The sequence below is a fragment of the Almyronema sp. genome, assembly GCF_052168255.1.
In the GTDB taxonomy this organism is placed as follows: Bacteria; Cyanobacteriota; Cyanobacteriia; order Phormidesmidales; family Phormidesmidaceae; genus Sphaerothrix; species Sphaerothrix epifaneia.
In genome coordinates this window covers 22,121-48,433 of record NZ_JBQLZL010000067.1, presented here as the reverse complement: position 1 = coordinate 48,433, position 26,313 = coordinate 22,121, and the positions used below count along the sequence as shown (strand labels likewise).

The 26,313-nt window shown below is 50.7% G+C and carries 24 protein-coding genes; 15 read left to right on the top strand and 9 right to left on the bottom strand.

Annotated elements, in window-relative coordinates; translation table 11 throughout:
* The first annotated feature begins 5 nt into the window (after positions 1-5).
* From ACTS3T_RS15030 to ACTS3T_RS15020, 3 genes are all read left to right on the top strand, one after another.
* Complete coding sequence (locus ACTS3T_RS15030) at positions 6-827, top strand: TlyA family RNA methyltransferase (protein WP_377966179.1); 822 nt, start codon at positions 6-8, stop codon at positions 825-827.
* Between the two features lie 70 nt (positions 828-897).
* Positions 898-1,320, top strand: a complete 423-nt coding sequence (locus tag ACTS3T_RS15025) for a CU044_2847 family protein (RefSeq protein WP_377966180.1) — start codon at positions 898-900, stop codon at positions 1,318-1,320.
* 68 nt (positions 1,321-1,388) lie between these two features.
* Positions 1,389-2,294 carry an alpha/beta fold hydrolase gene (locus ACTS3T_RS15020; RefSeq protein WP_377966182.1) on the top strand — a complete coding sequence of 302 codons (906 nt, stop codon included), beginning with the start codon at positions 1,389-1,391 and terminating at the stop codon, positions 2,292-2,294.
* 129 nt (positions 2,295-2,423) lie between these two features.
* Here ACTS3T_RS15020 and ACTS3T_RS15015 read toward each other — a convergent pair whose 3' ends face one another.
* Both ACTS3T_RS15015 and ACTS3T_RS15010 read right to left on the bottom strand, forming a co-directional pair.
* Entirely contained in the window at positions 2,424-2,864 is a 441-nt protein-coding gene (locus ACTS3T_RS15015) for a hypothetical protein (RefSeq protein WP_377966184.1), read from the bottom strand.
* Positions 2,861-3,265 carry an NIL domain-containing protein gene (locus tag ACTS3T_RS15010; protein ID WP_377966186.1) on the bottom strand — a complete coding sequence of 135 codons (405 nt, stop codon included), beginning with the start codon at positions 3,263-3,265 and terminating at the stop codon, positions 2,861-2,863. The genes ACTS3T_RS15015 and ACTS3T_RS15010 overlap by 4 nt, the downstream gene beginning before the upstream one ends.
* A 59-nt stretch (positions 3,266-3,324) precedes the next feature.
* On the opposite strand from ACTS3T_RS15010, the gene ACTS3T_RS15005 reads away from it, so the two are divergent.
* Positions 3,325-3,921 carry a thioredoxin family protein gene (locus ACTS3T_RS15005; protein WP_377966188.1) on the top strand — a complete coding sequence of 199 codons (597 nt, stop codon included), beginning with the start codon at positions 3,325-3,327 and terminating at the stop codon, positions 3,919-3,921.
* Positions 3,922-3,949: 28 nt separating this feature from the next.
* On the opposite strand, the gene murG is transcribed toward ACTS3T_RS15005, so the two are convergent.
* On the bottom strand, positions 3,950-5,038 hold the full coding sequence (gene murG / locus ACTS3T_RS15000) for an undecaprenyldiphospho-muramoylpentapeptide beta-N-acetylglucosaminyltransferase (protein WP_377966190.1): 1,089 nt from the start codon (positions 5,036-5,038) through the stop codon (positions 3,950-3,952).
* Between the two features lie 176 nt (positions 5,039-5,214).
* On the opposite strand from murG, the gene ACTS3T_RS14995 reads away from it, so the two are divergent.
* Positions 5,215-5,988 carry a Cif family virulence factor gene (locus tag ACTS3T_RS14995; protein WP_377966192.1) on the top strand — a complete coding sequence of 258 codons (774 nt, stop codon included), beginning with the start codon at positions 5,215-5,217 and terminating at the stop codon, positions 5,986-5,988.
* Here the strand turns inward: ACTS3T_RS14995 and ACTS3T_RS14990 are convergent.
* Together ACTS3T_RS14990 and ACTS3T_RS14985 are read right to left on the bottom strand one after the other, a co-directional pair.
* Entirely contained in the window at positions 5,963-6,388 is a 426-nt protein-coding gene (locus ACTS3T_RS14990; protein ID WP_377966194.1) for a pentapeptide repeat-containing protein, read from the bottom strand. The genes ACTS3T_RS14995 and ACTS3T_RS14990 overlap by 26 nt on opposite strands.
* A 193-nt stretch (positions 6,389-6,581) precedes the next feature.
* Positions 6,582-7,028 carry a peptidoglycan-binding domain-containing protein gene (locus tag ACTS3T_RS14985; RefSeq protein ID WP_377966196.1) on the bottom strand — a complete coding sequence of 149 codons (447 nt, stop codon included), beginning with the start codon at positions 7,026-7,028 and terminating at the stop codon, positions 6,582-6,584.
* A 337-nt stretch (positions 7,029-7,365) separates the two neighbouring features.
* Here ACTS3T_RS14985 and ACTS3T_RS14980 point away from each other — a divergent pair, with 337 nt between their 5' ends.
* On the top strand, positions 7,366-7,953 hold the full coding sequence (locus ACTS3T_RS14980; protein ID WP_377966198.1) for an RNA polymerase sigma factor: 588 nt from the start codon (positions 7,366-7,368) through the stop codon (positions 7,951-7,953).
* Positions 7,954-7,994: 41 nt separating this feature from the next.
* On the opposite strand, the gene ACTS3T_RS14975 is transcribed toward ACTS3T_RS14980, so the two are convergent.
* From ACTS3T_RS14975 to ACTS3T_RS14965, 3 genes are all read right to left on the bottom strand, one after another.
* Positions 7,995-8,612 carry a J domain-containing protein gene (locus ACTS3T_RS14975; protein ID WP_377966200.1) on the bottom strand — a complete coding sequence of 206 codons (618 nt, stop codon included), beginning with the start codon at positions 8,610-8,612 and terminating at the stop codon, positions 7,995-7,997.
* A 90-nt stretch (positions 8,613-8,702) separates the two neighbouring features.
* A complete protein-coding gene (locus ACTS3T_RS14970; RefSeq protein WP_377966202.1) occupies positions 8,703-9,320 on the bottom strand; it encodes an ATP-dependent Clp protease proteolytic subunit in 618 nt (205 codons plus the stop codon).
* Positions 9,321-9,414: 94 nt separating this feature from the next.
* Entirely contained in the window at positions 9,415-10,095 is a 681-nt protein-coding gene (locus ACTS3T_RS14965; protein ID WP_377966204.1) for an ATP-dependent Clp protease proteolytic subunit, read from the bottom strand.
* Between the two features lie 343 nt (positions 10,096-10,438).
* Between ACTS3T_RS14965 and ACTS3T_RS14960 the strand changes: the two genes are divergently transcribed.
* From ACTS3T_RS14960 to menD, 9 genes are all read left to right on the top strand, one after another.
* On the top strand, positions 10,439-11,677 hold the full coding sequence (locus ACTS3T_RS14960) for a vWA domain-containing protein (RefSeq protein ID WP_377966206.1): 1,239 nt from the start codon (positions 10,439-10,441) through the stop codon (positions 11,675-11,677).
* Between the two features lie 250 nt (positions 11,678-11,927).
* Entirely contained in the window at positions 11,928-14,471 is a 2,544-nt protein-coding gene (locus tag ACTS3T_RS14955; protein WP_377966208.1) for a glycogen/starch/alpha-glucan phosphorylase, read from the top strand.
* A gap of 324 nt (positions 14,472-14,795) precedes the next feature.
* Positions 14,796-15,491 (top strand): Uma2 family endonuclease, encoded by a 696-nt coding sequence (locus ACTS3T_RS14950; protein WP_377966210.1) that lies wholly within the window; start codon positions 14,796-14,798, stop codon positions 15,489-15,491.
* A 184-nt stretch (positions 15,492-15,675) separates the two neighbouring features.
* Positions 15,676-16,797, top strand: a complete 1,122-nt coding sequence (locus tag ACTS3T_RS14945) for a D-alanine--D-alanine ligase family protein (RefSeq protein ID WP_377966212.1) — start codon at positions 15,676-15,678, stop codon at positions 16,795-16,797.
* Between the two features lie 114 nt (positions 16,798-16,911).
* On the top strand, positions 16,912-18,549 hold the full coding sequence (locus ACTS3T_RS14940; RefSeq protein ID WP_377966214.1) for a dipeptide ABC transporter ATP-binding protein: 1,638 nt from the start codon (positions 16,912-16,914) through the stop codon (positions 18,547-18,549).
* A 119-nt stretch (positions 18,550-18,668) separates the two neighbouring features.
* Positions 18,669-20,396: a diflavin flavoprotein gene (locus tag ACTS3T_RS14935; RefSeq protein ID WP_377966216.1), complete on the top strand. Its 1,728-nt coding sequence runs from the start codon at positions 18,669-18,671 to the stop codon at positions 20,394-20,396.
* A gap of 100 nt (positions 20,397-20,496) precedes the next feature.
* Positions 20,497-22,248: a diflavin flavoprotein gene (locus tag ACTS3T_RS14930; RefSeq protein ID WP_377966218.1), complete on the top strand. Its 1,752-nt coding sequence runs from the start codon at positions 20,497-20,499 to the stop codon at positions 22,246-22,248.
* A gap of 204 nt (positions 22,249-22,452) precedes the next feature.
* Positions 22,453-23,904 carry an isochorismate synthase gene (locus tag ACTS3T_RS14925; RefSeq protein ID WP_377966909.1) on the top strand — a complete coding sequence of 484 codons (1,452 nt, stop codon included), beginning with the start codon at positions 22,453-22,455 and terminating at the stop codon, positions 23,902-23,904.
* 7 nt (positions 23,905-23,911) lie between these two features.
* The gene (menD, locus tag ACTS3T_RS14920) at positions 23,912-25,654 is read left to right on the top strand and encodes a 2-succinyl-5-enolpyruvyl-6-hydroxy-3-cyclohexene-1-carboxylic-acid synthase (RefSeq protein WP_462935240.1); all 1,743 of its coding nucleotides are present in this window, start codon (positions 23,912-23,914) and stop codon (positions 25,652-25,654) included.
* Positions 25,655-25,690: 36 nt separating this feature from the next.
* On the opposite strand, the gene msrA is transcribed toward menD, so the two are convergent.
* Positions 25,691-26,170: a peptide-methionine (S)-S-oxide reductase MsrA gene (gene msrA / locus ACTS3T_RS14915; RefSeq protein WP_377966906.1), complete on the bottom strand. Its 480-nt coding sequence runs from the start codon at positions 26,168-26,170 to the stop codon at positions 25,691-25,693.
* Between the last annotated feature and the right edge of the window lie 143 nt (positions 26,171-26,313).

The window sequence follows — 26,313 nt, the reverse complement described above, 5'->3', positions numbered from 1 at the left end:
GATTGGTGGCAAAACAACGGTTAGATACACTTTTGGTTGACTTAGGGCTTTGTGATTCGCGACAGCAGGCTCAGCGCTGTATTCGAGCAGGTGAGGTTAAAGTCCATCAACAAATAATTGATAAACCCGGTACGTTGATTGATGCAGCAGACGAGATTGAACTCAAGCAGAAGTCTCCTTTTGTTTCTAGGGGAGGAGAAAAGTTAGCCAAAGCGTTAATAGAGTTTTCGCTGGCAGTCAGCGATCGCGTCTGCCTAGACGGCGGTATCTCAACGGGGGGCTTTACCGATTGTTTGCTACAGGCAGGCGCGAAACAAGTGTATGGCGTAGATGTAGGGTATGGCCAGGTTGCCTGGACGTTACGCCAAGACCCACGGGTAGTGCTGCGCGAACGTACCAATATTCGCTACCTAAAACCGGAAGATTTATATACAGATGGCAGTGATTATCCTGACTTAGGGGTCATGGATGTCTCTTTTATCTCTTTGACCAAAGTATTGCCTGCTTTTTGGCAGCTTTTAAAATCTCCGCGAGAGGCGGTACTGCTTGTGAAGCCACAGTTTGAGGTAGGGCGAGACAAAATTGGTAAAAAAGGTGTTGTCCGGGACTTTAAAGACCAGGCGGCGGCTATTTGGCAGGTTGTGGCAGCAGCAAGAGCTATAGGTTGGAGCGATTGTGGCTTGACTTGGTCGCCTTTGGTAGGGCCAGCAGGCAACATTGAATATTTACTCTGGTTGATGCAAACAGCAGAAGCCTCAAATAGCCCTTTGACCTTTGAACAGACTTTGGCGATCGCGCAGCAGGCTCGACAAGGAGGCGCGAGTTAGCCTTGTAAATGGGCATTTTAAGGATGCTGCTCAGCGGCAACTACTTATCTTTGTCCAGGTGTGTACTACGATGACAACTCAATTAGCTCCCATCCAGCTAGACGATGGTACCGTTATTTACGTTCAGGCGACCGATGCTATCGTGCCACCGCTCCCAGCACCGACGGCGGTTCCGGTAGAGCAAACGCGATCGCAAATGGGACGAGGTGACAAAGGCGTTTTGCAAGATACCATGCGAGCTGCGCGTGGATTAGTAAGCGAGATCGACCCGAAAACAACTGCTGTGCAAAGCTTTCAAGCGATTGAAGGTACTATCAAAGCTTATACATACCACACGCTGAATGCATTTAAGCAGGTAGCCGGAGCCAATGTAGACAAAGTCACTTTAGAGTTTGGCATTGAAGTGGGCGGCGAGGTCGGCGTTCCTTATGTCACTAAAGGCACGGCTGACTGCAACTTGAAAATTACGGTTGAGTGTACCTTACCGAAATAAGTACAGATTTCCGGCAATTTTGGGGCGGCATTGTAAACTTATATTAAAGTAGCTCTGCCAATCGCCCCATGACCTCAGCTTTCCTGAATTCTCCTCAAATTAAAACTTGGCAGTGGCAGGCGTTTCCTATCCGCTATCAGCAAGCGGGTACAGCAGGAGCGCCTGTTTTGTTAATTCATGGATTTGGCGCTTCTAGCGATCACTGGCGCAAAAACATTCCAACCTTAGCTGCAGCTTGCCGGGTTTATGCGATTGATTTAATTGGCTTTGGTGGATCTGCCAAACCTACCCCTAATCAACCTATTGCCTACACGTTTGAGACTTGGGGTGAGCAGATTCTGAGCTTTTGTCGAGAAGTCATTGGCGAATCAGCTTTTTTAGTGGGTAATTCAATTGGCTGTATTGTGGCGTTGCAAGCCGCCGCGATCGCGCCTGATCAGGTCTGCGGTGTTGCTATGCTTGATTGTTCTTTACGGCTTTTGCACGATCGCAAGCGCCTCACCTTACCCTGGCATCGCCGCTGGAGCGCTCCTGTTTTACAGAAATTGTTGGCTTATCGAAGCTTGGGGCACTTTTTCTTTGCTCGTCTGGCACAGCCTAAAGTCATTCGCCGTATTTTGAGTCAGGCTTACGGTCGTCCTGAAGCGGTTACCGATGAGCTGGTTAACTATCTCATTCGGCCTGCCACCGATCCAGGTGCGGCTGACGTGTTCTTAGCTTTTATTCGCTACTCTCAAGGCCCTTTAGCTGAAGACCTTTTACCTCAAGTTAAAAGCCCAGTTCTTTGCATTTGGGGGGAAGCTGATCCTTGGGAACCTGTTGAACTAGGCCGCCAATTAACGCAGTTTTCTGCGGTTGAAGACTTTATCACCCTGCCCGGCGTTGGCCATTGTCCGCAAGACGAAGCTCCTGAGTTAGTGAATCCGATTCTGCTTGACTGGCTAGCTAAACATCAGCCGCTTTCACAATCATGAAAAAACCCCGTGACACGGCCGACACGGGGCACAACAGTTAAACGCTTGTTGAATTCCTTAGTCATCAGCATCGCTTGCAACCGCAATTTTGCCACGCAGACTGTGACGGTTTTCAAAATGGCCTACCCCCTATCCCCAAATTCTGCTTTCTACCGCAAAGGGTAGCCAACTTGCTGCTAGCGCCAGCATTGGAATCAATAGCAGGGCGACAAAAGCAATTGCATCGTCAATCGAGCGCGTTAGCAAATCGACTCGCACCAGCAGCCCTGCCGCAATCATCATCAAAATATAGACAAAAACTTGCAGCCACACCAAAGCAGCTACAAACAGCGAAGCTAAGACCAGCACCATAATGAAATAGCCCATGTCAGACTGAAATCCTAGCAGCACAAATTCACGGGTCGGCTTCCAAAAAACGGTTAAAATGCCTGCCTTGGCTATCAAAAAAACAACGGTTAGCGCCCAGCTAAGCTGTGAAGCTTGCCAAACATGCAAAAACCAGCCAAACGTGGCATAAATCAAAAACAGCAGCAAAAATGAAAGCCAGAACCGCTGAGTTAGCTTAGTCATAGGTCAGTAGAAATTGCCTGAACCGGACAAGTTGGAATGCACTGTTCACAAACGATACAGCGCGATCGCATAAAGGTTAGCTTAAAAGTTTCTGGGTCAAGTGTTAGCGCTTGAGTAGGGCACACTCCCGTACAAAGACCGCAATCGACACAAATCGCTTCGTCAATCAAAATTTCGCGATTTGATAGAGAAACGCCAATCCCTTGTACCTGTAGCCACTCAATAGCTTCATTGAGCTGATCGATATCGCCGGATAGCTCAACTACCAGCTTACCGATCTGATTGGGAGCCACTTGGGCGCGGATAATGTTGGCGGCTACGTTAAAGTCTTTTGCCAATCGATAGGTGATTGGCATATGGACTGAGCGCTTGGGAAAGGTGAGTGTCACACGTTTTTTCACAACTGAAGGAGGAGAGTTGGTTAAACTAAATAGAGCAGACCTGTTTATATTTTTAGTTTATGGCGGCTGACTCTTCTGATTCCGCAAAACAATTGCAAGCGGCGGCTTCTTGGGGGCAACAATTGCGCAATCTGGTCATTGTGGTAACCGCCACTATGCTAACGGTTGCTGTTGTTCTGGGCTTTCAGACCCGCACACCTTCAGCTTCACTCAGCGAAATGGCAGAGGCTACTATTCCTCTAGAAACGGCGCTAACCAATCAAAAGCCTACCTTTATGGAGTTTTATGCCAACTGGTGTACAAGCTGTCAGGCAATGGCAGAAGATTTGCAGACGCTGAAGAATGAGTATGGCGATCGCGTTAACTTTGTCATGTTGAATGTAGACAACAGCAAATGGTTGCCAGAAATGCTGCATTACCGGGTTGATGGTATTCCTCACTTTGTCTACTTAGACAGCGCTGGCGAAAGCTTAGGTAGCGCTATTGGCGAACAGCCACGGCTGATTATTGCTGAAAACTTAGAAGCCCTTTTGAATCATCAAGTTTTACCCCATGCTCGTACCAGCGGGCGCATATCGGAATTAGACAAGCCTGCATTCAGCCCTACCGTTGGGCAAGAAGATCCCCGTAGTCATGGCGCTCAGGTCGTCAATTAGCTAGCTACCGTCATCACCAGCAGACCAGTTAATTGCTTTTGGTTGAGTGAATTTGAACAACTTCTCGCACCAGCTTGGCTAAGCGCTCAGCACTATCAGTAATAGCTAAATCCCCAGCCGCCTGCGCCATCTGCGCCAAGCGCTCTCGATCGTTGAGTAAAGTCAATACGCGATCGCGTAAATCTGTAACCGTCAGATCAGATTGACGACTGACCAGCGCAGCACCAGCCGCCGCAAATACAGCCGCGTTATAGGTTTGATGATCTTCAGCAGCAAACGGATAAGGAATCAAAATTGCGGGTGTGCGGGTAACGGCGAGTTCCGTTAGGGTACCTGCTCCAGCTCGACTAATGGCAAAATCGGCTCGCTGCAACAGCGCCGCCATATTGTCATAAAAAGGACGATGGATATAGTGCGGGTGGGAGAGTTGATCAACTTCTGGGTCGTTATCACCGGTCAAATGCACCAGCCAAGCCCCTGCGTCTAACCAGGCGGGCGCTGCCTGCCGCACTAGCTGGTTGACCGCGACCGCACCTTGACTACCCCCCATCACGACGACTAACGGAGCCTCTTGAGGAATAGCCAACTCCTGTAAGTCTGATGCGGCTTGTAAAAATTGCGATCGCACTGGCGTTCCCACGCAAATACTATCAGTGCGAGGCAAGAGGCTAGAAGCGGTATCAAAACCCAACGCCACAGTCGTACACCAGGGACTCAGCCAGCGGGTCACCTTACCCGGTAGCGCATTCGACTCATGCAAAATGGTGGGCAGACCTAAGCTACGAGCCGCAATAATGGCTGGAGCAGAAATGTAGCCACCCGTCGTAAAAACACCTTGAAATTTGCCCTGCTGGAGGATTTGTCGCACCTGGAACACGGCTCGCATGAGCTGAGTCATCAAGCGCACGCTGCCTAAGCCTAAGCGACCTTGAAATCCACCGACGCGAATGGTGTGTAGCAGATATTTTTGGGGAACTAGCTGAGTTTCCAAGCGATCGGGTACGCCTAGCCACTCGATCTGATAGTCGCTGAGCTGCTCAGCGGTCGCGATCGCCGGAAACAGATGGCCACCAGTGCCACTTGCTGCCACCAGTAGTCGAGTGGAAGATAAAGCCAAAACAGTACCCTCAATGCGGTGTTGCGGACGAGAATCGTCCCTATTCGAGTTCTGCTTCTGATCCTATCGAGCTACGGTCAATTTCAGCCGAGAAATTTACGGCAAACTCTGAATTTGAGTTACCTTGGTTCTACACCCTGTGCCATAGACCGCCAGCCAGTTGTGAGGAAGACTTTATGATTCGCCGCATGGGACAAACCCTCTCAGTTCTGTTATTGGGGTTTACCCTAGGAAGTGCGCCAGCCCTCAAGGCAGTCGCCGCCCCTCCTGAGACGGCTCCCCCTGAGTTGACGACCGTTTTAGAGCAAATTGAAACCGCTGCTAACGCGCAAGACTTAGACGAGCTGATAGAGTTTTATAGCCCAGAGTTTACTAACACAGATGGGTTTGACCGTGAACAACTTGCAGAAGCTTTAGAACAGCTTTGGCAGCAGTATCCGCAGCTGACTTATCGCTTAGAATTGCAGTCTTGGGAACAGTCTGGAGCCACGCTGACGGCTGAAACAATTACCTATATCGAAGGCACGGGTATTAATTACGGGCGGACGCTGACGTTAGCAGCAGTTGTGCGATCGCGGCAGCAGCTTACCAGAGGCCAGGTTGTTTCTCAAGAAATTCTGTCAGAGCGCAACCAGCTTAGCAGCGGTGACAACCCACCTGATGTCACCATTATGTTGCCAGAGCAAGCAGCCGTCGCCGCCCCCTTTAACTTTGATGCCATTGTGCAAGAGCCGCTAGGCGATCGCCTGTTGTTAGGAGCAGCTCTAGATGAAGGTACCACGGCGGAAGACTTCTTTTTAGCGCGGCCACTCAACCTAGAGCTACTTTCAGCCGGGGGGCTATTCAAAATTGGCACAACCCCTGAACAAGCAGACGATCGCTGGATTTCTGCGGTTTTAATTCGGGAAGACGGTACCACAGTCATTAGCCAGCGGCTGCGAGTGCGCTAGCAAAGCCTGCAAGCATATCAAAAGAAACGGTGCCACCATCAGGAGCGATCGCCCCCCACAGGTCAGCCTCGATTAAACGGCTGCCATTGAGATGGGCGCCAAATAAGTTTGCTGCTCGTAAATCGGCAGCATACAGGTTGGCATTGGTCAAGTCCGCATGGCACAAGCTACTGCGCCGCAAATTGCTGTATTCACAACTGGCATTTGTCAGGTTGGCTCCCCGTAGTTTTGTCCAGCGCAAATCAGCTCGCCCCAGGTTTGTACCTGAGAGATTGGCATAGCTAAAGTCAGCCGAAACCAAGTGTATACCCTGTAAATTCAGGCCGCTGAGGTCAACACCCCGAAAATTACGTTCCCCACTTTTGTATAAACTTTGCAACTGGTGGACATTCGTAATCATCGCTTTCATCCTCCGGTTCACTTATTCGTTAGTGAAATTTGGATGAAATTTGTGACGCTCAGTTTAAGGCATTTGCTAAGTAGCAGGCTGAGTACGGCTGAGCGTCTGCCTATGAAATTTTTCATATTTATTCTTTTTTTGTCGTCATTGCTGAGCTGCTTTGAGCTTAGCTAGGCAATGTTGCCCCTTGCAGTCAATCAAAAAGCAAATCGCCCCCTTCCTGGCAGGTTAAAGCTTTCAGCGCTGCTTGCATTTGAGGGCCACAAACGCCGTCAATAGCACCAGCGTAAACGCCTTGAGCCTGTAAGTACTGCTGGAGAGCCGCTTTTTCTGAGCGAGAGGTTGCTTGCATATCCTGTAGCAGTTGATCAAGCCATTGATTTTCTAGCCTTGCGTATAGCTGCTGCTGTTGCCAGCGAATGCGGCTTTCGTCAATTAAGTTGTGTTTGTGTGCTAGGAGGTGATCAGCTTCATCGAGCAAAAGGCTTAGGGCTGAATCTGTCTGAGCCTGCTGTAGGATGGCGGTTAGTTGATCGGCTTCGGTTTCGCTAAGGTCTGACTGAACCGCGATCTGACAATAGGTTTCAATTATTTCTCGGTAATGTGCCACGGCTTCTGCTAATGCTTCCGATACTTTCATCGAACTCTCTCCCTCAATGACCACAAGACTCCACAGCAAAGACAAGCGATCGCCAAACACAGACCAATCGCTGCCCGCAATATTGAGCCACTAACTGTTTAGTGGCATCGTGCCGTTAATCGTGACAGGCTTTTTATAAAGATTTTGTGAGGTTATATGGGGTTTAATCCAGTCTCCATCCTAATCAAGCTAAATCTGCTCAAAGCCGCTCCGGAGCAGTTAGGCTAAACCTTTGTATTTGGGGACGTTTGGCATCTCAGCGCTGGCAATTGCCGCAGCGGCCTGTCACAAATCTGCCAGAATTACCACTATTAGGTGGTGCAGCTCCTACACGACGATGAAAGAAACTTTACTCAGTCCATTAGACATCGCCGTTAAAGAAATTCTAGAGCCTGAGAACCCCTATGCCTATTCCACGCTGACTGCGATTGAGCGCTATCTAAGACAGTTTCATTTAGAGAAGTTTACAGAACCAGCCGAAATTTTGGCGCTGGCTTACCTACGCGGCAGAGAAGCGCTGCGCAACGGCAAGCAGATCAACAATCCCCACGCCTGGTTAAAGGGAACTGCTGTCAATATTATTCGAGAGCAGCAACGTAGCTCACAGCGCTTTCGCGTGATGGATGCCGACTGTCTTGATTTAATAGCCAGCGCTGCCGCAGAGAGGGCAGCTTTTGAACTTTCTGACTTGTCCGGGCAGCTTAGCGCTTTGTGGCGAGCTTTAGCCACGCTCGCTGAGGATGATCCAGCTGCAGCCGAACTTTTACACCTGAGGTTTATTGAACAGCTAAGCTGGGCTGCTATTCGCAGCTATCTTGATGCCCAAAACGGCGATCGCCCTAGCGATACAGCCTTGAGACAACGCATCTGTCGAGCGAAAAAGCGTTTGCGCCGTTTGTACCATACCTGCGAAGCCCAAGCCTAGCGAATCTAACTACGCCGCTATCAACATCATTTGCAGGCAGCTTAAGGTTCGGGCTGACTATTAATCGCCCAAGACTTAATAGCCGCTTGCTCTAGCCGTTCAAAATCTTGCTTGATTGCCTGCCAGAGGGCGCGATTGTGAGGATCAGTGCGCAGCGCCTTTTTGAGGTAAATCCGGGCTTTACTAAATTCCTTCTGCGCAATTAACAGGCGTGCCCAGCGCTGATAAGTAATCGCCTGCCACTGCTTGACTTCTGGATCACGCGGCATTCGCTGGGCTAAGCCTTCGACTAAGGCGATCGCTCTCGGCAGCTTTTGCTGTTTGAAAAGACGCTGAAGCTGTTCAAAAGAGGTTTGCTTCAAGGCTTGCTCTTGAGAAGTCAGGCTAGGGTGTAGCTTGACGCGAATGGACGGTTCCGGCTGAGTAGCTGAGTTTTCAACCGCCGTTTCAGAACTGTCGGGGAGCGCCTCTGGTTGAACCACACGAGCGATCGCTCGATAAGCCTCCGTCACCTGAATAAATTTTTCTTTCGCCTGCAAACTATTCGCGTTTGCATCCGGGTGATATCGACGCGCTAAACGACGATACGCCGCCTTCACCTCTCCAAAAGCGGCTCCTTCTCTGAGTCCTAGCACCCGGTAATTGTCTGCAAGCGTCATTTGCAAGAAAATGGCAGAATTACTCAGAATTCTGCCACTCCGCTAACAACTCGTAAACATTTTTCAGCAGCATTTTGCCTAAAGCGTCGGCTAAGCGCCTTTTTCTTCACCTTTTTCTTCAATCACGCGATCGATTAGTCCATACTCCAGCGCTTCAGCCGCTGACAAGAAATAGTCCCGATCGGTGTCTTTTTCAATTTGCTCAATAGGCTTGCCAGTTCGATCAGAGAGCATCTCGTTTAGCTCGCGCTTCACGCGCAAAATCTCTCTAGCTTCGATGGCGATATCAGTTGCCTGCAACCTCTGCTGCCCCGTCCCCCCCATCGGCTGGTGGATCATAATGCGAGCATGGGGCAACGCCAAGCGCTTACCCTTAGTGCCTGCCGCTAGTAAAAACGCCCCCATCGAAGCAGCTAGCCCCACACAAATGGTAATGACATCAGACTTGATGTATTGCATGGTGTCGTAAATCGCCATGCCAGCCGTAACCGAGCCACCAGGGGAGTTAATGTACAAGTAAATCGGTTTGGAAGGGTCATCTGAATCTAAGTACAGCATCGCTGCCACAATGGAGTTGGCAAGCGAATCAGTGACCTCTTGCCCAAGAAAAATGATCCGTTCTTGGTTAAGGCGGGTATAAATATCTATCCACTGGGTGTACTGGCTACCCGGCAGACGATAAGGAACTTTGGGGGTGCCGATGGGCATAGCTATCCTCTCTAGTGATCTGAGTTAGCAGGGGACAATCAATTGGCTGAGTAGCCCTACTGAGCAACGAGACAAAGTGCGCTATCATCCAGCCTTAGCTGATAGCAGCGGGGGTCTTAGGCAGTTCTGATGGACTTTCTAAAATGCGATCGATGATGCCATATTCTTTGGCCTCTTGGGCATTCATGTAAAACATCCGATCAGAGTCTTTCATGACTTTGTCCATGGGCTGATTGGCATTCTTCGCCAAGATTTCTGTCATGGTGCGCTTATTGTTAAGCACCTCTTTGGCTCGAATTTCAATATCAGTTGCCTGACCTTGAGCGCCGCTACGGGGCTGGTGTAACACAATTCGAGCATGGGGTAGGCTAGCTCGATACCCTCTTGAACCTGCTGAAAGAATCACTGCAGCGGTACCCATAGCTTGACCGATGCAAATGGTATGCACGGGTGGCTTGATATAACTCATCGTGTCACAGATGGCAAAGGCTTCGGTGTCATAGCCAATCATATTGCCGTCATACCAAGAAGTGCCCGTTGAGTTGATGTAGAAGTAGATGGGTTTATCAGGATCATCAAACTGCAAATAGAGCAGTTGGGCAATAATCAACTCGGTAACGTCAATGCCAACCTGCTGCTTGACATTATCCGAGGAGTATAAAGGCAGACCCAGATAAACAATACGTTCCTTCAGTAAGAGAGAAGGCAGATCTGGAGGGGGTGTGCGATAAGAAGCATCACCATAGTACGGAGACTGAACAGCTCGAATATCCATAAAGCTGCAAAAGCGGCAGTGTTTTCTAGAACCACTCTGAAAATCCTCATGTTTGATTGCTTAGTTTTGATTCTGATCGCCATTTGATCACAATCTCAAATAGGCTCAAACCTAGAGACAGAATGGTTTTTAACAGTGTAGCGTGTGGGTGAACCTAGCGGTTGTGGCGGATAACCCTACTTTAGAGATGCAAAGACGCCGCAGGGCAGGAGTTGCAAGCAAAGAGTCGGGTAAGAATAGGCAAGGTTACCGAAAAATAAACATTTTTGAGTGAAGCAGGAATTATTGAGTTTCAAACGATAGCGTTGAGTTAACCATCTTTTTAGAGATAAGGAGCCTGAGTATGAGGGTTGGTTTGCAGTGTCATCTGAGCGATGCCAATTTAAATCTGGCTCAGCCCAGTAATCAGCGGCAACTTGCCATCTCAATTTCTGCGATCGCTGAACAAGTCGGTCGCAACGCGCCCCTTAATCTTTGCCTGATTTTGGATCATAGCGGCTCGATGGGGGGCAAACCGCTGCAAACGGTTAAGCAAGCGGCTAATCGTATAGTGGATGGCCTCATGCCCCACGATCGCATTACGATTGTGGTTTTTGACCACAAGGCCAAAGTCTTGGTTGCTAACCAGCTAGTTGAAGAGCCAATTGTGATCAAAAATAAAATTGATCAGCTCAAAGCCAGCGGTGGAACCTGTATTGACGGTGGCTTAAAGCTCGGAATTGAAGAAGCCGCGGTTGGTAGACAAAACGCGATTTCTCAGGTCTTTTTGCTGACGGATGGCGAGAATGAACACGGTGATAACGAGCGCTGTCTCAAACTGGCTCAGTTGGCGGCAGATTACAACTTAACCCTGAGTACCCTAGGCTTTGGCGACCACTGGAACCAGGATATTCTTGAACAAATCGCCGATGCCGGAAACGGCAGCTTGTCTTACATCCAAGAGCCAGAAGACGCGATGGATGTGTTTAACCGCCTCTTTAGCCGGGTGCAGGCGGTTGGCCTCACCAATGCTTATCTAAAGCTTGAACTCATGCCCGAAGCACGGCTCGCTGAACTCAAGCCGATTGCCCAGGTTGCCCCCGAAACGATTGAACTGCCGATTACTACAGAGACTTCCCCCCTTAGCATTCGTCTCGGGGACTTGATGGTAGATGATCCCAGGGTGATTCTGGCGAACCTCTATATCAGCCAGTTGCCCTTAGGTAGCCATCCAATTGCGGCAGTACAGGTGCAGTACGACGATCCGGCTCGGGGGCAAACGGGGTTAACTTCTGAGCGCATCCTGGTTGAGGCCAATGTGCAATCCACTTATCAACCCATTCCCAATGATCGCGTGCAGCAACATGTACTGGCTCTGGCTAAATACCGTCAAACTCAAATTGCTGAAACCAAACTGAAACAAGGCGATCGCCAAGGTGCGGCCACCCTTTTACAGACAGCAGCCCAGACGGCTTTACAAATGGGGGACGAAAACGCCGCCACGGTTTTACAAGAAAATGCCACGCGACTACAGACCGGAGAAGATTTGTCTGAGCGCGATCGCAAACGTACCCGTATTGTGTCTAAAACGACGCTGCAATAGTTGCAGCCAGCCAGAAAGTTGCGTTAACTGAGTTTCCCACTCATAAAACGAAGAACTTTCGCAAATGTGCCCAACAGATCTGTACAGAACGTGTATTTTCTCGTACTATCGTTCTTTCTTTTTAATTAAGGCGAAATGTGTCAACCAATACCCAGAGTATGGGAATACAGGCTTTAAATAGTTTACGCATTCGTTTTAGCACTGCCTATTGACCTTGAGGTCAAAGGCTTGACTGCAACAGGAATCTAATATGCAAACCGCCCCAAAACTTCAAATTGAGACTGCTCGCGTTGAAGACGACAGAACAGGACTCAGTATCGAAACCCTCAAGCGGGCATTTCTTGACAACCTTTTCTATATTCAGGGTAAATTTCCCCGGCTAGCGACCCAGCACGACTATTACATGGCACTGGCTTATACGGTGCGCGATCGTTTGCTACAGCGCTGGATCAGTACAGCCGCCACCTACACCGAGCAAAGCTCTCGTACGGTTGCCTATCTGTCTGCTGAATTTTTGATGGGGCCACAGCTAGGTAACAATCTAATTAACTTAGGCATATATGACAGAGTGCAGCAGGCGATTGAAGAACTGGGCCTGAACCTAGACACCCTGCTCGATCAAGAAGAAGAACCAGGTCTGGGTAATGGCGGGTTAGGACGGCTAGCCGCCTGCTACTTAGACTCAATGGCAACCTTAGAAATTCCTTCACTGGGCTACGGCATTCGCTACGAATTCGGCATTTTCAAGCAAGGGCTACAGAATGGCTGGCAGGTCGAGTTTACGGATAAGTGGCTGCGACTGGGTAACCCTTGGGAAATTCCCCGGCCTGATTGGGCAGTTCAAGTCAAGCTAGGGGGGTATACAGAAGCCTATCTAGACGCCAACGGCCACTACCGGGTTCGCTGGATTCCGCGCCAGGTCGTCAAAGGTGTTCCTTACGATACGCCGATTTTGGGTTATCAAATCAACACCTGCAATACCTTACGGCTATGGTCAGCACAAGCCCCTGAGTCATTCGATTTTGAAGCTTTTAATTCCGGTGACTATTTAGGAGCCGTCCAAGAAAAAATTTCGTCAGAAAATTTATCTAAGGTTCTCTACCCTAACGACAATGTCTCCCAGGGTAAGCAACTGCGTCTGGCTCAGCAAATTTTCTTTGTGTCTTGCTCACTGCAAGATATGATTCGTATTTTGCTACGCCAAAAGTTACCGCTGAGCGAATTTAGCCAGAAGTTTACGGTGCAGTTGAACGATACTCACCCAGCGATCGCGGTGGCCGAGCTAATGCGATTACTCGTAGATGAGCATGGCATTGCCTGGGATCAAGCCTGGGACATTACTCGAAACAGCTTCGCCTACACCAATCACACTCTCATGCCAGAGGCGCTAGAACGCTGGCCAGTGGAGATGTTTGGGCAAATGCTGCCCCGTCACCTGGAGATTGTCTACGAAATCAACCATCATTTCCTAGATGAGGTTCGTGCTAAGTTTCCAGACGATGGCGATCGCATTCGCCGCATGTCGCTTATTGATGAATCGGGCGAACGCTTTGTGCGCATGGCTAATCTGGCTTGTGTAGGCAGCTATGCGATTAACGGGGTGGCCGCTCTCCATACCGAACTGCTGCAAAAAGACGTTCTGCACGATTTTTACCAGCTCTACCCAGAAAAATTTAACAACAAAACCAACGGCGTCACCCCACGGCGTTTTATGGTGCTGAGCAATCCGCGTCTAACTCATTTGCTAAATGACACAATTGGCGACAGTTGGGTACAACATCTTGACCATTTGCAGAAGTTAGAAACCTCCGTTGAAGACGCCAGCTTTCGACAGCGCTGGTGGGAAATCAAGCAGGCCAACAAGCACGATCTAGCCACGTATATTCAGGCTCACAACGGCATTACGGTTGATCCTGAGTCGTTGTTTGACATTCAGGTGAAGCGGATTCATGAATATAAGCGGCAGCATCTGATGGTGCTGCACATCATCACGCTTTATAACCGCCTTAAGGCCAATCCCAATCTAGACATCACGCCTCGTACCTTCCTTTTTGGCGGTAAGGCGGCTCCTGGCTACATGATGGCTAAGCTGATTATTAAGCTCATCACTTCGGTCGCCGATGTGGTGAATAATGATCCGGCTGTGGGCGATCGCCTGAAGGTTGTTTTCCTCAAAAACTTTAACGTCAAGCTTGCCCAGCACATTTACCCAGCCGCCGACTTGTCTGAGCAAGTTTCAATGGCAGGCAAAGAGGCTTCGGGTACAGGCAACATGAAGTTTGCCATGAATGGCGCACTGACCATTGGTACCCTAGATGGTGCCAATATCGAAATTCGCGAAGAAGTCGGCCCTGAAAATTTCTTCTTGTTTGGTTTAACAGCAGCCGAGGTCAAAGCGCTCAAAGCCAGCAGCTACAATCCTTGGAACTACTATCAATCCAATCCTGAGCTGAAAGAGGTAATCGATCGGCTCAAAGCGGGAGACTTTTCTGGCGGCAACCCCGATTTGTTTAGGCCGCTAATTGACTCGCTTTTAAGCTGGGACAATTATTTGCTGTTTGCCGACTATCAGTCTTACATTGAAGCGCAAGAAAAAGTGAGTCAGGCTTATCGCGATCGCGATCGCTGGGTGCGCATGTCAATTCTGAATACTGCCCGGATGGGCAAGTTTTCGTCTGACCGTTCGATCGCAGAATATGCGGCAGATATTTGGCAGACGCCTTCAGTCAAGATTGAGCTAACCGACAATGCCCGCCTTAGCCGCAATATTACCCAAGATGTACAGTTGCAATAGGCTTGAATGAATTCACAGGCAGTTACCGCTGAGGGCTGGGGCTGACCCATAAAGTCACCAAACCTCTATGCGGTTTTTGGAAGACTCCATTTTGTCAGGGTGCGGTTTGCCGCGCCCTTTTTAGTTTTCAGCCTGAAGCAGCGACACTCTTTTCAGCTAGCAAAGCTTATTTTGTTTTTGGGCTGGCATGATAGCTCAAGAAAAAAGACTGAGGACGACAGCAAGCAGCTTTCTGGCAGCGGCTTTCAACCATTGAGGTGCTTCAAGCCCAGGGGCTACCGCTATAAAATAGCCAGTAAGACCTTTCTGTGCCAAAGCAGCTTTATGGTTAGCCAGCCCTCTGCTCAAACGCCGCCGCTAGAAGCGGGCGATCGCCTGACCCGCCCAGAGTTTCATCGGCGCTATGCCAATATGTCCTCCCTCAAAAAAGCTGAACTGATCGAAGGAGTCGTCTACATGCCAGCGGCGCTGCGCTTCAAAAGTCATGGTCAACCTCACGGCAGAATCATGGGATGGTTATCTCTTTACGAAGCGACGACTCCCCACGTAGCGTTGGGTGACAATGCCACCGTGCAGCTAGACCTCGACAACGAACTACAGCCCGACGCCGTGCTGCTCATTCAGCCGGAAGCAGGGGGGCAAGCCACCATTAGCGCAGACGATTATATTGTGGGGCCACCGGAACTAGTGGTAGAGGTGGCTGCTAGCAGCGTCTCGATTGATTTGTACGACAAAAAGCGAGCCTATCGCCGCAATGGGGTGCGCGAGTATTTAGTTTGGCAGGTCTTTGATCAAACTGTAAGCTGGTTCGCTTTAGAGTCAGGTGACTATCAGCTGTTAGCGGCTGACGCCCAGGGCATTATTCGCAGTCGTCAGTTTCCGGGGTTATGGTTAGCCGTTGACGATTTACTGGCAGGTCGGATGTTGCAGGTGTTCTCAGTTTTGCAGAGGGGATTGGCGACGGCTGAACACCATCCGTTTGTAGAGTCGCTCAAGACAGCAGCCAACGCCAAAAAATAACAAACTCAGCTAACTTTTCCGGATGCGCGTTTGCTTTTGAGAAGAGTGGAATGGTAGATGCACCCTGATTGATAACCCCTGAGAGACCTGGAGGGATCTCGGGGGTTTTCTTTTGCGCCAGAAGACAGTCTGACATGATAGGCTAGCCGCAATTAATGGCAACGGCAACAAGGAAGCAGTAGCGATGGCAAAAATGCGGGTTGGCCTTTTGTTTGGCGGATGTTCTGGAGAGCATGAAGTATCAATTCGCTCGGCTCAGGCGATCGCGAAGGCTCTCTCTACCGGAGCTAATGCCGACAAATACGAAGTCTTACCCGTTCACATTAGCAAAGAAGGTCACTGGCTCATGGGAGAGGTGGCTCAGCAGGTCTTAGCGTCGGGTACTCCGCTCCAGCTAGCGACATCAGACCCTGCAGCCAGCCTCCACAGCCCAGCATCGGCAGCAGCAACCCTTGAAGCGGCACAACAATCACCACTCAATCGTTTACCTATTCTCAAGCAGGCAGCAGCTATAGACATTTGGTTTCCGATCTTGCACGGCCCAAACGGCGAAGATGGCACAATTCAAGGACTGCTGCAGCTAATGCAGGTGCCGTTTGTCGGTTCTGGAGTGCTTGGTTCAGCGATGGGCATGGACAAGCTGGCGATGAAAATGGCCTTTGCCCAAGCGGGTCTACCCCAAGTGAAGTACGTAGCTGTGACGCGGGCTGAAGTTTGGTCAAATCCCTGCGTGTTTCCCAAGCTCTGCGATCGCATTGAAGCTGAGCTAGGCTATCCTTGCTTTGTCAAACCCGCCAATTTAGGCTCCTCGGTGGGTATTTCTAAAGTGCGATCGCGCGATGAGCTAGAAAAAGCTTTAGACAGCGCTGCTAGCTACGATCGCCGTCTGATTGTCGAAGCTGGCGTCACTGCCCGCGAAGTTGAGTGTGCGGTTTTAGGCAATGACCAGGCCAAAGCCTCAGTGGTGGGTGAGATTAGCTTTCACAGTGACTTTTACGACTACGAGACCAAATACAGCGCCGGACAAGCGGAGCTAACGATTCCTGCCGATTTGCCTGAGCAGCTAACCCGCCAAATTCAAGCGATGGCGTTGCAAGCTTTTCAAGCCGTTGACGCTGCCGGAATTTCGCGCGTCGATTTCTTCTACCTTGAGCAAACAGGCGAAATTTTGATCAATGAAATCAACACTATGCCGGGGTTTACCGCCACTAGCATGTATCCGATGCTATGGCAAGCCAGCGGCGTTGACTTTCCCGAATTAGTAGATCGGCTGGTTCAGCTAGGGTTGGAACGTACCGCCCCGTAGCGTTGGCATCATTAGGTAAGTTAGCTCGGCTTTGTCCTCGCTAAGCTGCCTTCACAGATATTACTGACACCTTCCCAAATTTTTCTTTGCCAGATCTGAGAATCACGCTGCCCCATGACGCTGTTCCAAATCGATCACTTCCACGTTGCCTATCCTGGCCAGTCTGACTGGGCGGTTGAAGATGTGTCTTTTTCGCTAGAGCCGGGGGAGCGGTTGGGGCTAGTGGGTGAGTCGGGCTGCGGCAAATCAACCCTGGGACGAGCCGCTTTGCGGTTGATGCCATCAGGGACACGGCTTGAAGGCAGCGCTAATTTTGAAGACGAGTCAATTTTAGAATTTTCACCCCAACGTCTACGCCACTTTCGCGGGGAAGCAGTTTCGCTGGTATTTCAAGACCCAATGACCCGGCTCGACCCGCTGATGACCATTGGCGATCACTGCGTTGAAACCGTGTTGGCTCATCAGCCTCAGCTTTCTAAACAGGCGGCAAAAGACAAAGCGATCGCTACGCTAGCAGCGGTCAATATTCCTAGCGATCGCTGGAACCAGTATCCCCATGAATTTAGCGGCGGCATGCGGCAACGGGTGGCTATTGCTCTGGCTTTGCTGCTAGATCCAAAGCTGATTGTGGCTGATGAACCTACCACCAGTCTAGATGTCACAGTTTCAGCCCAAATCTTGCAAGAGCTAACGCGCCTCTGCCAAGAGCGCAATATGGCGCTGATTTTGATCTCACACGACCTAGCACTGGTAGCAGAATACTGCGATCGCGTTGCGGTGATGTATCGCGGCAAACTGGTAGAGTTAGGCCCCGTGCAGTCTGTAATGTATCAGCCTCAACACGCCTATACGCGATCGCTGCTGTTAGCAGCCCAGCAGTTGCACGTTGAAGGCGGCCAGCAGATCAGCTTGGCAAAGACCACCGCAACCACGCAACCCCTGCTAAAAATAGCGCATCTCAAAAAACACTACGTCTTAGAACAAAATTTTATTTCGCGGCTGTTCTCGCAACAGTCCGGCTTGACGATTAAAGCGGTTGACGACGTCAGTTTGTCCCTGTATCCGGGCGAAATTTTGGGACTGGTGGGGGAATCGGGCTGTGGCAAAAGCACCCTCTCGCGCACCATTTTGCAGCTAATCCGCCCCACGTCGGGCACCGTCGAATTTTGCGGTACGGACTTGGCTACGCTTTCTGGCTCAGCTTTGTTGCGCCAGCGGCGAGAAATTCAGATGATTTTTCAAGATCCCCATGCCTGCTTGAATCCAATGATGACGGTAGGTCGAGGCATTGCCGACCCGCTGCTGATCCATCGCTTGGCGACGCCCGCAGCCGCGACAAAACAGGTACACGCCATGCTGGAGCGGGTCGGGCTAACACCGACTGCAGACTATTTTCAGCGCTTTCCCGGCGATCTCTCTGGCGGGCAGCAGCAGCGAGTGGCGATCGCCCGTGCTTTAATTTTGCAGCCGAAGCTGCTGATCTGTGACGAACCAGTCAGTATGCTGGATGCTAGCGTTCAAGCGCAGGTGCTAGAGCTGATGCTGACGCTGAAAAAAGAATTTGATTTAACCTATCTCTTCATCACCCACGATCTTTGGGTTGCCAGATATTTATGTGATCGCATTGCGGTGATGCAAAAGGGCAAAATTGTCGAAATTGGCCCCACAGAAGCCCTCTTTACTCAGCCGCAACATCCCTATACACAAACCCTGCTGCAAGCCGCGCCGCTGCTGGCCAAACAAGCTTCCTAACGATCTCATAAGTAATTGTTACTAGCAAGAAACTGAGATCTGCGGCAGAATAGAGACATAAAAAACATGTATGTTGTTTAAGTAAGGCGAGTCACGAGCCGAGTCAACAGGAGGTTTTTATGGTTGCGATCGCACCTAAGGCAGAAAAGCGTTTAACCACCCAGATAGCTGAAATTGCCGCAGATACGACAACGCTGCGATCGCTCGACTGGGATCGCGATCGCTTTGACATTGAATTTGGCCTGCAAAACGGCACCACCTACAATTCCTTCTTGATTCGCGGCGAGAAGGTGGCGTTAGTAGACACGTCTCACGCCAAGTTTCGCCAGCTTTACCTGGATTTGCTCAAGCAGCAAATTGATCCCGCCGAGATTGACTATTTGATTATTAGCCACACGGAGCCTGATCACAGCGGTTTAGTCAAAGACATTTTGACCTTAGCGCCCAATATCACGGTCGTCGGCGCTAAAGTGGCGATCGCCTTTTTAGAAGACCTGGTACATGCGCCATTTGAGAAAAAAGTAGTCAAAAATGGCGACACCCTCAATTTGGGCAACGGTCACGTTTTAGAGTTTGTCAACGCCCCCAACCTGCACTGGCCCGACACTATCTTTAGCTACGACCACAAAACCCAAGTACTCTTTACCTGCGATGCCTTTGGCATGCACTATTGCAGCGACGCCCCCTACGACGAAGATCTCGAAAAAATTTCGCCCGACTTTCGCTTCTACTACGAGTGCTTGATGGCACCTAACGCCCGCTCCGTCCTTTCAGCCATGAAGCGAATGGACACCCTAGGCGACATTGCCACTATTGCCACTGGGCATGGGCCACTGCTGCGTTACAACGTCGAAGAACTTACTGGCCGCTATCGGCGCTGGAGCCAAGAAAAAGCCAAGTCAGAAACCACGGTCGGCGTGTTTTATGTATCTGACTATGGTTACAGCGATCGCTTTTCGCAAGCCTTAGCCCGCGGCGTCACCAAAACAGGCGTCAACGTCGAAATGGTCGATATGCGATCGGCAGATCCCCACGATGTTCAAGAACTGGTCAGCCGCTCTCAGGCTTTACTGGTGGGCATGCCTCCCTCTTCGGGGGCAGAGAGTAAAACGGCTCAAAAGGCTCTCAGTATGATTTTGGCGGCGGTTAATAGTAAGCAGGCAATTGGTCTGTTTGAATCCTATGGCGGCAATGATGAGCCCATTGACCCGCTAGCCACTAAGTTTCAAGATCTAGAGCTAAAAACGGCTTTTGATCCGATTCGGATTAAAGATACGCCCTCTGAAGCGACGTATCAGCTACTAGACGAAACGGGCACTGACCTGGGTCAAGAGCTAAACCAGGCGAAAAAAATCAAAAAACTCAAATCGCTGGATGCCGACCTACAAAAAGCATTGGGTCGCATTAGCAGCGGACTCTACATCATCACCGCCCAAAAAAGCGATGTCAAAGGGGCAATGGTGGCCTCTTGGGTATCGCAAGCTAGCTTTAAGCCGTTAGGGTTTACGGTTGCAGTGGCCAAAGACCGGGCAATTGAATCGCTGATGCAGGTGGGCGATCGCTTTGTCTTAAACATTTTAGAAGAAAACAATTACAGCGACTTGATGAAGCATTTCCTCAAGCGCTTTCCCCCCGGAGCCGACCGTTTTCAGGGGGTGCGTACTCGTCCGGCTGAAAATGGTTCTCCGATTCTGGCGGATGCGCTGGCTTATTTGGAATGCGAAGTTTCCAGCCGCATGGAAATGAGCGATCATTGGTTGGTGTATTGCGTGGTTCAAGACGGTAAAGTTTCAGACCTCGACGGCATGACGGCAGTTCACCACCGTAAGGTTGGTAACTACTACTAGCGTGCTGCCAAGCTTTTTTTGAGGGCTTGAAGCCCTCAAAAAGTATCTTTATAACCTCACTGCATCTGTCAATTGAAAAAGTTGATAGATTACTCGGCTTATGACCACTACCACTTCTGACTCCCCGGCTCCGGCGTCGCTGCAAAAGCCTCGTGACGTTCAGCTATTGGCGATCGCCCCTGACACTTTAGCCCTGCGATCGCGTAGCTGGAACCGTTTGCGCTTTGAAATTGAGTATGCGCTAGAGCGGGGCACCACCGCCAATAGCTACCTGATTCGAGGCGACAAACGGGCGCTCATCGACCCGCCGGGTGGCTCTTTTACAGAGCGGTTTCTCGATACGCTGCAACAGCAAGCTGATTTTAGCCAGCTTGACTATGTCATTTTGGGTCATGTCAACATCAATCGCCTAGAAACCCTGCAAGCTTTGTTGGAGCAAGCTCCCCAAGTGACGCTGGTATGCTCTAATCCAGCCGCGATCACCCTTCGGGAAGCCTTTGATCGACCGCTAAACATCCAGGTGATGAAAGGGGCACCCGATGAGCAGTTAGATTTGGGTCAGGGGCATCAGCTGCGGTTTATTCCTGTGCCCACCCCCCGCTGGCCAGACGGCTTGTGGACTTATGACACGTATAGCCAGGTACTTTACACCGATAAGTTTTTTGGCGCTCACATCTGTGACGAACGAGTCTATGACCTGGGCTGGGAAGCCCTGCTCGAAGATCGACGCTATTACTTTGACTGCCTGATGGCTCCTAGTGTGCGCCAGGTGGCTACCGCTCTCGAAAAGCTGGAAGATTTGCCCAAAGTTCATTTAATTGCGCCGGGGCATGGGCCTTTGGTGCTCTACGGTTTGCACGAACTGGTTCAGCTTTATCAGCAACGTAGCCAGCAACAGCAAACGCAAACGCTATCGGTAACCCTGATTTATGCTTCGGCCTACGGCAACACCGCCACTATTGCTCAGGCGATCGCGCGCGGCATTACTAAAGCTGGGGTTTCAGTAGAATCTATTAATGCTGAGGTGGCCGAAACGGAAGATATTCGAGCCGCCATTGAGCGAGGAGCTGGCTTTTTAATTGGGTCGCCAACGCTGGGCGGCCATGCCCCCACCCAAATTCAAACCGCCCTGGGTACGATTCTTTCTACAGCCCCGAAAACGCAGCTAACAGGCGTTTTTGGTTCTTTTGGTTGGAGCGGCGAAGCCATTGACCTGCTCGAAAACAAGCTCAAAGATGCGGGCTACAGCTTTGGCTTTGAGCCAATTCGGGTTAAGTTTAAGCCGACAGACGTAACCCTAAAATTTTGCGAAGAAGCCGGAACAGACTTTGCGCAAGCGCTTAAAAAAGCTAAGCGGCCAAAAACCACGCGTACACCTGCCTCAGCCGTTGAGCAGGCCGTAGGGCGATTGGTTGGTTCGCTGTCCATTGTCACGGCTCGCCAAGGTGAGGTGGCCAGTGCCATGCTGGCTTCTTGGGTGGCGCAGGCCACCTTTACCCCCCCCGGCTTTACGGTGGCGGTCGCTAAAGAACGAGCGATTGAAGCGCTGATGTATCCCGGCAGTGCCTTTGTGCTGAATATTTTGGCAGAAGGGCAGCACCTGGGGCCGATGAAGCATTTTCTTAAGCCTTTTGCGCCAGGTGAAGATCGCTTTGCCGGGGTTGAAACTGAAACGGCTGAAAACGGTTGCCCGTTTCTCAAAGAGGCGATCGCCTATTTAGAGTGCGAAGTCAGCAGCCGCATGGAGTGCGGCGACCACTGGGTGGTTTATGCCACAGTGACTCGCGGTGAAGTTCTGCAACCCAACGCTAAAACGGCTATTCACCATCGCAAGTCGGGCAGCCATTACTAAGGAGCATTGCTGAGGCTTTATTGCGGTCACTGGTGAAGGCTAAACTAAATATGCTACCTGTAGGGATACTGGTTAATTTGAGGATGGTGACAGGGCGCTAGGCTAGCGCCTTTATGTTTTAGGCATTCGACCTAAGGCGTTGCCTTATGCCGCCCTCACACCAGACTCAAATGCTGGACTTATAAATCCTTGATACCCCCATCCATGCCAGTTGTCCCCTATCGGTCTGACCTTTTTCAACACTGCGAAGAGATACAAGATTTTTTAGTGGATTGTCAGGAGCGGGCAATTCGCGATCGCCGCATCAAAATCGCCAGCTTTTCGTTAGCGGTCGAGCCGCTAGACCCGATCGCCCTGTTGCCTTGGCTGGCTAAGGTATTGGCCATCCACTTTTACTACGAGTACCCAACTCAGCAACGGGCTGTTGTCGCCTGGGGCAGTGCGGTAGAGCATCAAGGTGCAGGGGCTCATCGCTTTCAGCAGGTGCGGCAATTTATCAAGTCTCAGCTACGGGACATCGTGCGCCACCGCTCGTCTCAGTGGCAGCCCCTTGAACCTCGTTTTTTTTGTCGCTTTACTTTTTTTGAACAGTCAGCCGGAGCTTTTCCAGCCGCTAGCGTCTTTTTACCTCGTTTTCAGCTCACCCAGCAGCAAGCGCGGTTTAGCTTGGGTTTTAATCTACCCATCACGCCCCAAGGGAACTTAGACGCCATCCTGCTAGAAATTCAGAGCTGTCTGCGCCGCTTAGAAACCTGTCGAACCTTGCTGAGCGCTACCCCCCAGCCGCTAGTGCCCACAGCCGCGGCCTGTAGCGCGATTGAACAGTCGCTTCAGCCCCTCGGCTCTAAGCATTATTTAACGGCCTTTCGCAATAGCGTCACTCAGGTGCTAACGCAAATTCAACAGCAGCGAATGCGTAAAGTGGTTCTGGCGCAGACTTTGGATGTGCAGACGCCAGCTAAATTTTGGCTACCCGCTTCTTTAGCCAATTTACGCCAGTGCTACCCAGACTGCTATATTTTTTCAACCAGCAACGGGCAAGGCCAAACGTTTTTGGGAGCCAGCCCCGAACGGCTCATCAGTATTACCCGGCAGCAATTGTTCACAGATGCCCTAGCAGGATCTGCCCCGCGCGGCCAAACAGCGCGGCAGGATACAGCGATCGCCCAGCGTCTGCGCCACAGTCGCAAAGAACGCTACGAACACCAGGTCGTGGTAGATTTTATTGCCCAGCGTTTACGGCAGTTGGGTCTACAACCTCACCATAGCAGCGTACCCAGCCTGCTGAAGCTTTCAAATATTCAACACCTGCATACGCCGATTCAAGCTCAACTCAGCGCAGAACACCACCCGCTTAAAATTTTAGAAGTGTTGCATCCAACCCCCGCTGTTGCTGGATTTCCCAGTGAGGTAGCTTGCCGCTTGATTCAGCAGCATGAAAGTTTTGAGCGATCGCTCTATGCAGCTCCGTTAGGCTGGGTTGATGCTAATGGGGATAGCGAGTTTATTGTCGGTATTCGTTCTGCTTTAATCAACCAAAACCAGGCACGGCTCTATGCCGGAGCAGGCATTGTAGCAGGGTCTAATCCAGATAAAGAAGTAGCTGAAATTCAGCTCAAACTACAGGCGTTGCTGAAGGCGCTGGCCGTGGAATAGAAACAGCATGGGATTGGACTTTCGAAATACCAACACGCTTTGGGCATCAGTCTTAGTCGCAACCTGGATGCGCTTGGGGCTAGAAACGGCTATTATTTGCCCCGGCTCTCGCTCAACGCCGCTGACGGTGGCGATCGCCCAGCAGCCCCAAATTGACACTGTGCCCATTTTAGATGAACGCTCTGCCGCCTTTTTTGCCCTGGGAGTCGCTAAGCGATCGCAGCGGCCTGTGGTTTTAGTCTGCACCTCAGGGACGGCAGGAGCCAATTTTTACCCAGCTGTGATTGAAGCCTATGAAAGCCGGGTGCCGCTGCTCATTCTCACCGCCGATCGCCCCCCTGAGCTAAGAGACTGCGCCTCTGGACAAACCATTGATCAGCAAAAGCTCTTTGGTAACTTTCCCAACTGGTATGCCGAGCTAGCCCTTCCCTCTTCTACACAGGCGGGTCTGCGCTACGCTCGCCAAATGGCGGTTCAGGCTTGGCAGCGATCGCGATCGCCTACCAGTGGCCCGGTTCACCTTAACTGTCCGTTTCGCGATCCGCTAGCTCCAATCGCTGAACCTGAGGCTCAAGCGCTACAACCGCACTTTGACGAGGGTGCTTTCTTTGCTCATTTAGATCCCGTAGATCCCGCTTTTTTTACACTGGGGGGGGGATCTTTGTCGGCAACCGAGCAGGCGCTACCGTTAGCCCAGTGGCAAGCCTGCGATCGCGGCTTGATTATCGCTGGCCCTGCCCAACCTGCCCAGCCCCAGGTTTATTGCCAAGCGGTAGCTCAGATTTCTCAGACCTTGGGATGGGCTGTGCTAGCAGAAGGGCTATCACCGTTGCGTAACTATGCCAGTCTGAATCCTGCTTTGGTGAGTGCTTATGACTTGATGCTACGACAGCCCCAGTGGGCTGAGCAGTTTGCGCCTGAACAAATCTTGCAGTTAGGGCCACTACCAACTAGCAAAGGGCTGCGCCAGTGGCTACACCATCACGAACCGCTATGCTGGCAAGTTGATCTAAGCGATCGCAACTTAGATCCGCTGCATCAACGCACTCGCGCTTTACCCTTTTCAGTGGAGCAGTTGGCTCAGACTTTAGCCAATCAACCGCCTGCCCTGAAAAATCACTGGCAGGCTTGGCAACAGGGTGATCGCCAGATCTGGCAACGCTTAGCTGCACACTTAAAAACCATAGACACCTTGTTTGAAGGCAAAATCGCCTGGATGCTGTCTCAGCATCTGCCTGAGCAGACGCCGTTGATCATTGCCAATAGTATGCCTGTGCGCGATATTGAACTTTTTTGGCAACCGGGCGATCGCCAAATTCAGCCCTTTTTTAACCGAGGAGCCAATGGCATTGACGGCACCCTATCAACAGCGCTAGGCATTGCCCATCAGGCTAGCCCCAGTGTCTTACTCACTGGTGATTTAGCCCTCTTGCACGATACCAATGGCTTTCTCAGTCGGCCCCAGTTTCAGGGTCATTTGACAATTGTTTTGGTCAACAACAACGGAGGCGGCATTTTTGAAATGTTGCCTATTTCCCAGTTCGACCCGCCGTTTGAAACCTTCTTTGCCATGCCGCAACAGGTTGATTTTAGCCAGCTTTGTGCTGCCTATGGCGTTAGCTACGAACACATAACCACCTGGCAGCAGTTTCAGCAGACCATTCGCTATCTGCCTAGCGAGGGCATACGGCTATTAGAAATCAGAAGCGATCGCAAACGAGACACCCAATGGCGACGGCAGTTGTTGTAGCTCAAGGCAGCCTGCAAGCCCCTCAGATCAACCCTTTTATTCTGCTTTCTGCCTAGATTTTTGCTTGGCAAAGTATTGCTGATGTTCTGCGGTAGCGAGCCAATAATCAGAGGCCGGAGCAATTTGCGTCACAATAGGCTGGTTGTATTGGCCAGAAGCTTGCAACTGATGTTTAGATTGACGGGCGATCGCAGCTTGTTCAGACGTGTGGTAAAAAATCACCGAGCGGTACTGTTCACCCCGATCTGCCCCCTGACGATTTAGACTGGTGGGGTCGTGAATTTGCCAGAAAACCGCCAGCAATTCGCGATAGCTAATTTGCTGTGGATCGTAATCTACTTGAACCACTTCAGCATGTCCGGTGATGCGCGATAGCACATCTAAATAACCAGGATTGGCAAAGTGTCCCCCCATATATCCCACCGAGGTAGACTGAACGCCTCGAAGCTGCCCAAAAGCCGCTTCTACTCCCCAAAAACAACCCGCTCCAAATGTGGCTTTTTGTATTTGCTGCATGTTGCTGGTTTAACGGATTTATGCCGCTTTTGGCAGTCTAAACAATCGACGAATTGACATCCTCTCAGCCTATGAGAAACCCAGGTCTGACCTCAGTTTGATACCAGCGGGCAATAGCGATAGCCGCTAGCATAGACCCCCTC

What these genes read in the sequence shown, in the direction of transcription:
- ACTS3T_RS14980 (WP_377966198.1), top strand. Translation starts at nt 7,366, where the DNA reads ATGAAAGAAACTTTACTCAGTCCATTAGACATCGCCGTTAAAGAAATT.
- ACTS3T_RS14995 (WP_377966192.1), top strand. Translation starts at nt 5,215, where the DNA reads ATGATTCGCCGCATGGGACAAACCCTCTCAGTTCTGTTATTGGGGTTT.
- ACTS3T_RS14960 (WP_377966206.1), top strand. Translation starts at nt 10,439, where the DNA reads ATGAGGGTTGGTTTGCAGTGTCATCTGAGCGATGCCAATTTAAATCTG.
- ACTS3T_RS15005 (WP_377966188.1), top strand. Translation starts at nt 3,325, where the DNA reads ATGGCGGCTGACTCTTCTGATTCCGCAAAACAATTGCAAGCGGCGGCT.
- ACTS3T_RS15025 (WP_377966180.1), top strand. Translation starts at nt 898, where the DNA reads ATGACAACTCAATTAGCTCCCATCCAGCTAGACGATGGTACCGTTATT.
- ACTS3T_RS15020 (WP_377966182.1), top strand. Translation starts at nt 1,389, where the DNA reads ATGACCTCAGCTTTCCTGAATTCTCCTCAAATTAAAACTTGGCAGTGG.
- ACTS3T_RS14945 (WP_377966212.1), top strand. Translation starts at nt 15,676, where the DNA reads ATGGCAAAAATGCGGGTTGGCCTTTTGTTTGGCGGATGTTCTGGAGAG.
- ACTS3T_RS14970 (WP_377966202.1), bottom strand. Translation starts at nt 9,320, where the DNA reads ATGCCCATCGGCACCCCCAAAGTTCCTTATCGTCTGCCGGGTAGCCAG.
- ACTS3T_RS14925 (WP_377966909.1), top strand. Translation starts at nt 22,453, where the DNA reads ATGCCAGTTGTCCCCTATCGGTCTGACCTTTTTCAACACTGCGAAGAG.
- ACTS3T_RS14955 (WP_377966208.1), top strand. Translation starts at nt 11,928, where the DNA reads ATGCAAACCGCCCCAAAACTTCAAATTGAGACTGCTCGCGTTGAAGAC.
- ACTS3T_RS14940 (WP_377966214.1), top strand. Translation starts at nt 16,912, where the DNA reads ATGACGCTGTTCCAAATCGATCACTTCCACGTTGCCTATCCTGGCCAG.
- ACTS3T_RS15015 (WP_377966184.1), bottom strand. Translation starts at nt 2,864, where the DNA reads ATGACTAAGCTAACTCAGCGGTTCTGGCTTTCATTTTTGCTGCTGTTT.
- msrA (WP_377966906.1), bottom strand. Translation starts at nt 26,170, where the DNA reads ATGCAGCAAATACAAAAAGCCACATTTGGAGCGGGTTGTTTTTGGGGA.
- ACTS3T_RS14930 (WP_377966218.1), top strand. Translation starts at nt 20,497, where the DNA reads ATGACCACTACCACTTCTGACTCCCCGGCTCCGGCGTCGCTGCAAAAG.
- ACTS3T_RS14935 (WP_377966216.1), top strand. Translation starts at nt 18,669, where the DNA reads ATGGTTGCGATCGCACCTAAGGCAGAAAAGCGTTTAACCACCCAGATA.
- menD (WP_462935240.1), top strand. Translation starts at nt 23,912, where the DNA reads ATGGGATTGGACTTTCGAAATACCAACACGCTTTGGGCATCAGTCTTA.
- ACTS3T_RS14990 (WP_377966194.1), bottom strand. Translation starts at nt 6,388, where the DNA reads ATGATTACGAATGTCCACCAGTTGCAAAGTTTATACAAAAGTGGGGAA.
- ACTS3T_RS14975 (WP_377966200.1), bottom strand. Translation starts at nt 8,612, where the DNA reads ATGACGCTTGCAGACAATTACCGGGTGCTAGGACTCAGAGAAGGAGCC.
- ACTS3T_RS14965 (WP_377966204.1), bottom strand. Translation starts at nt 10,095, where the DNA reads ATGGATATTCGAGCTGTTCAGTCTCCGTACTATGGTGATGCTTCTTAT.
- ACTS3T_RS14950 (WP_377966210.1), top strand. Translation starts at nt 14,796, where the DNA reads ATGGTTAGCCAGCCCTCTGCTCAAACGCCGCCGCTAGAAGCGGGCGAT.
- ACTS3T_RS14985 (WP_377966196.1), bottom strand. Translation starts at nt 7,028, where the DNA reads ATGAAAGTATCGGAAGCATTAGCAGAAGCCGTGGCACATTACCGAGAA.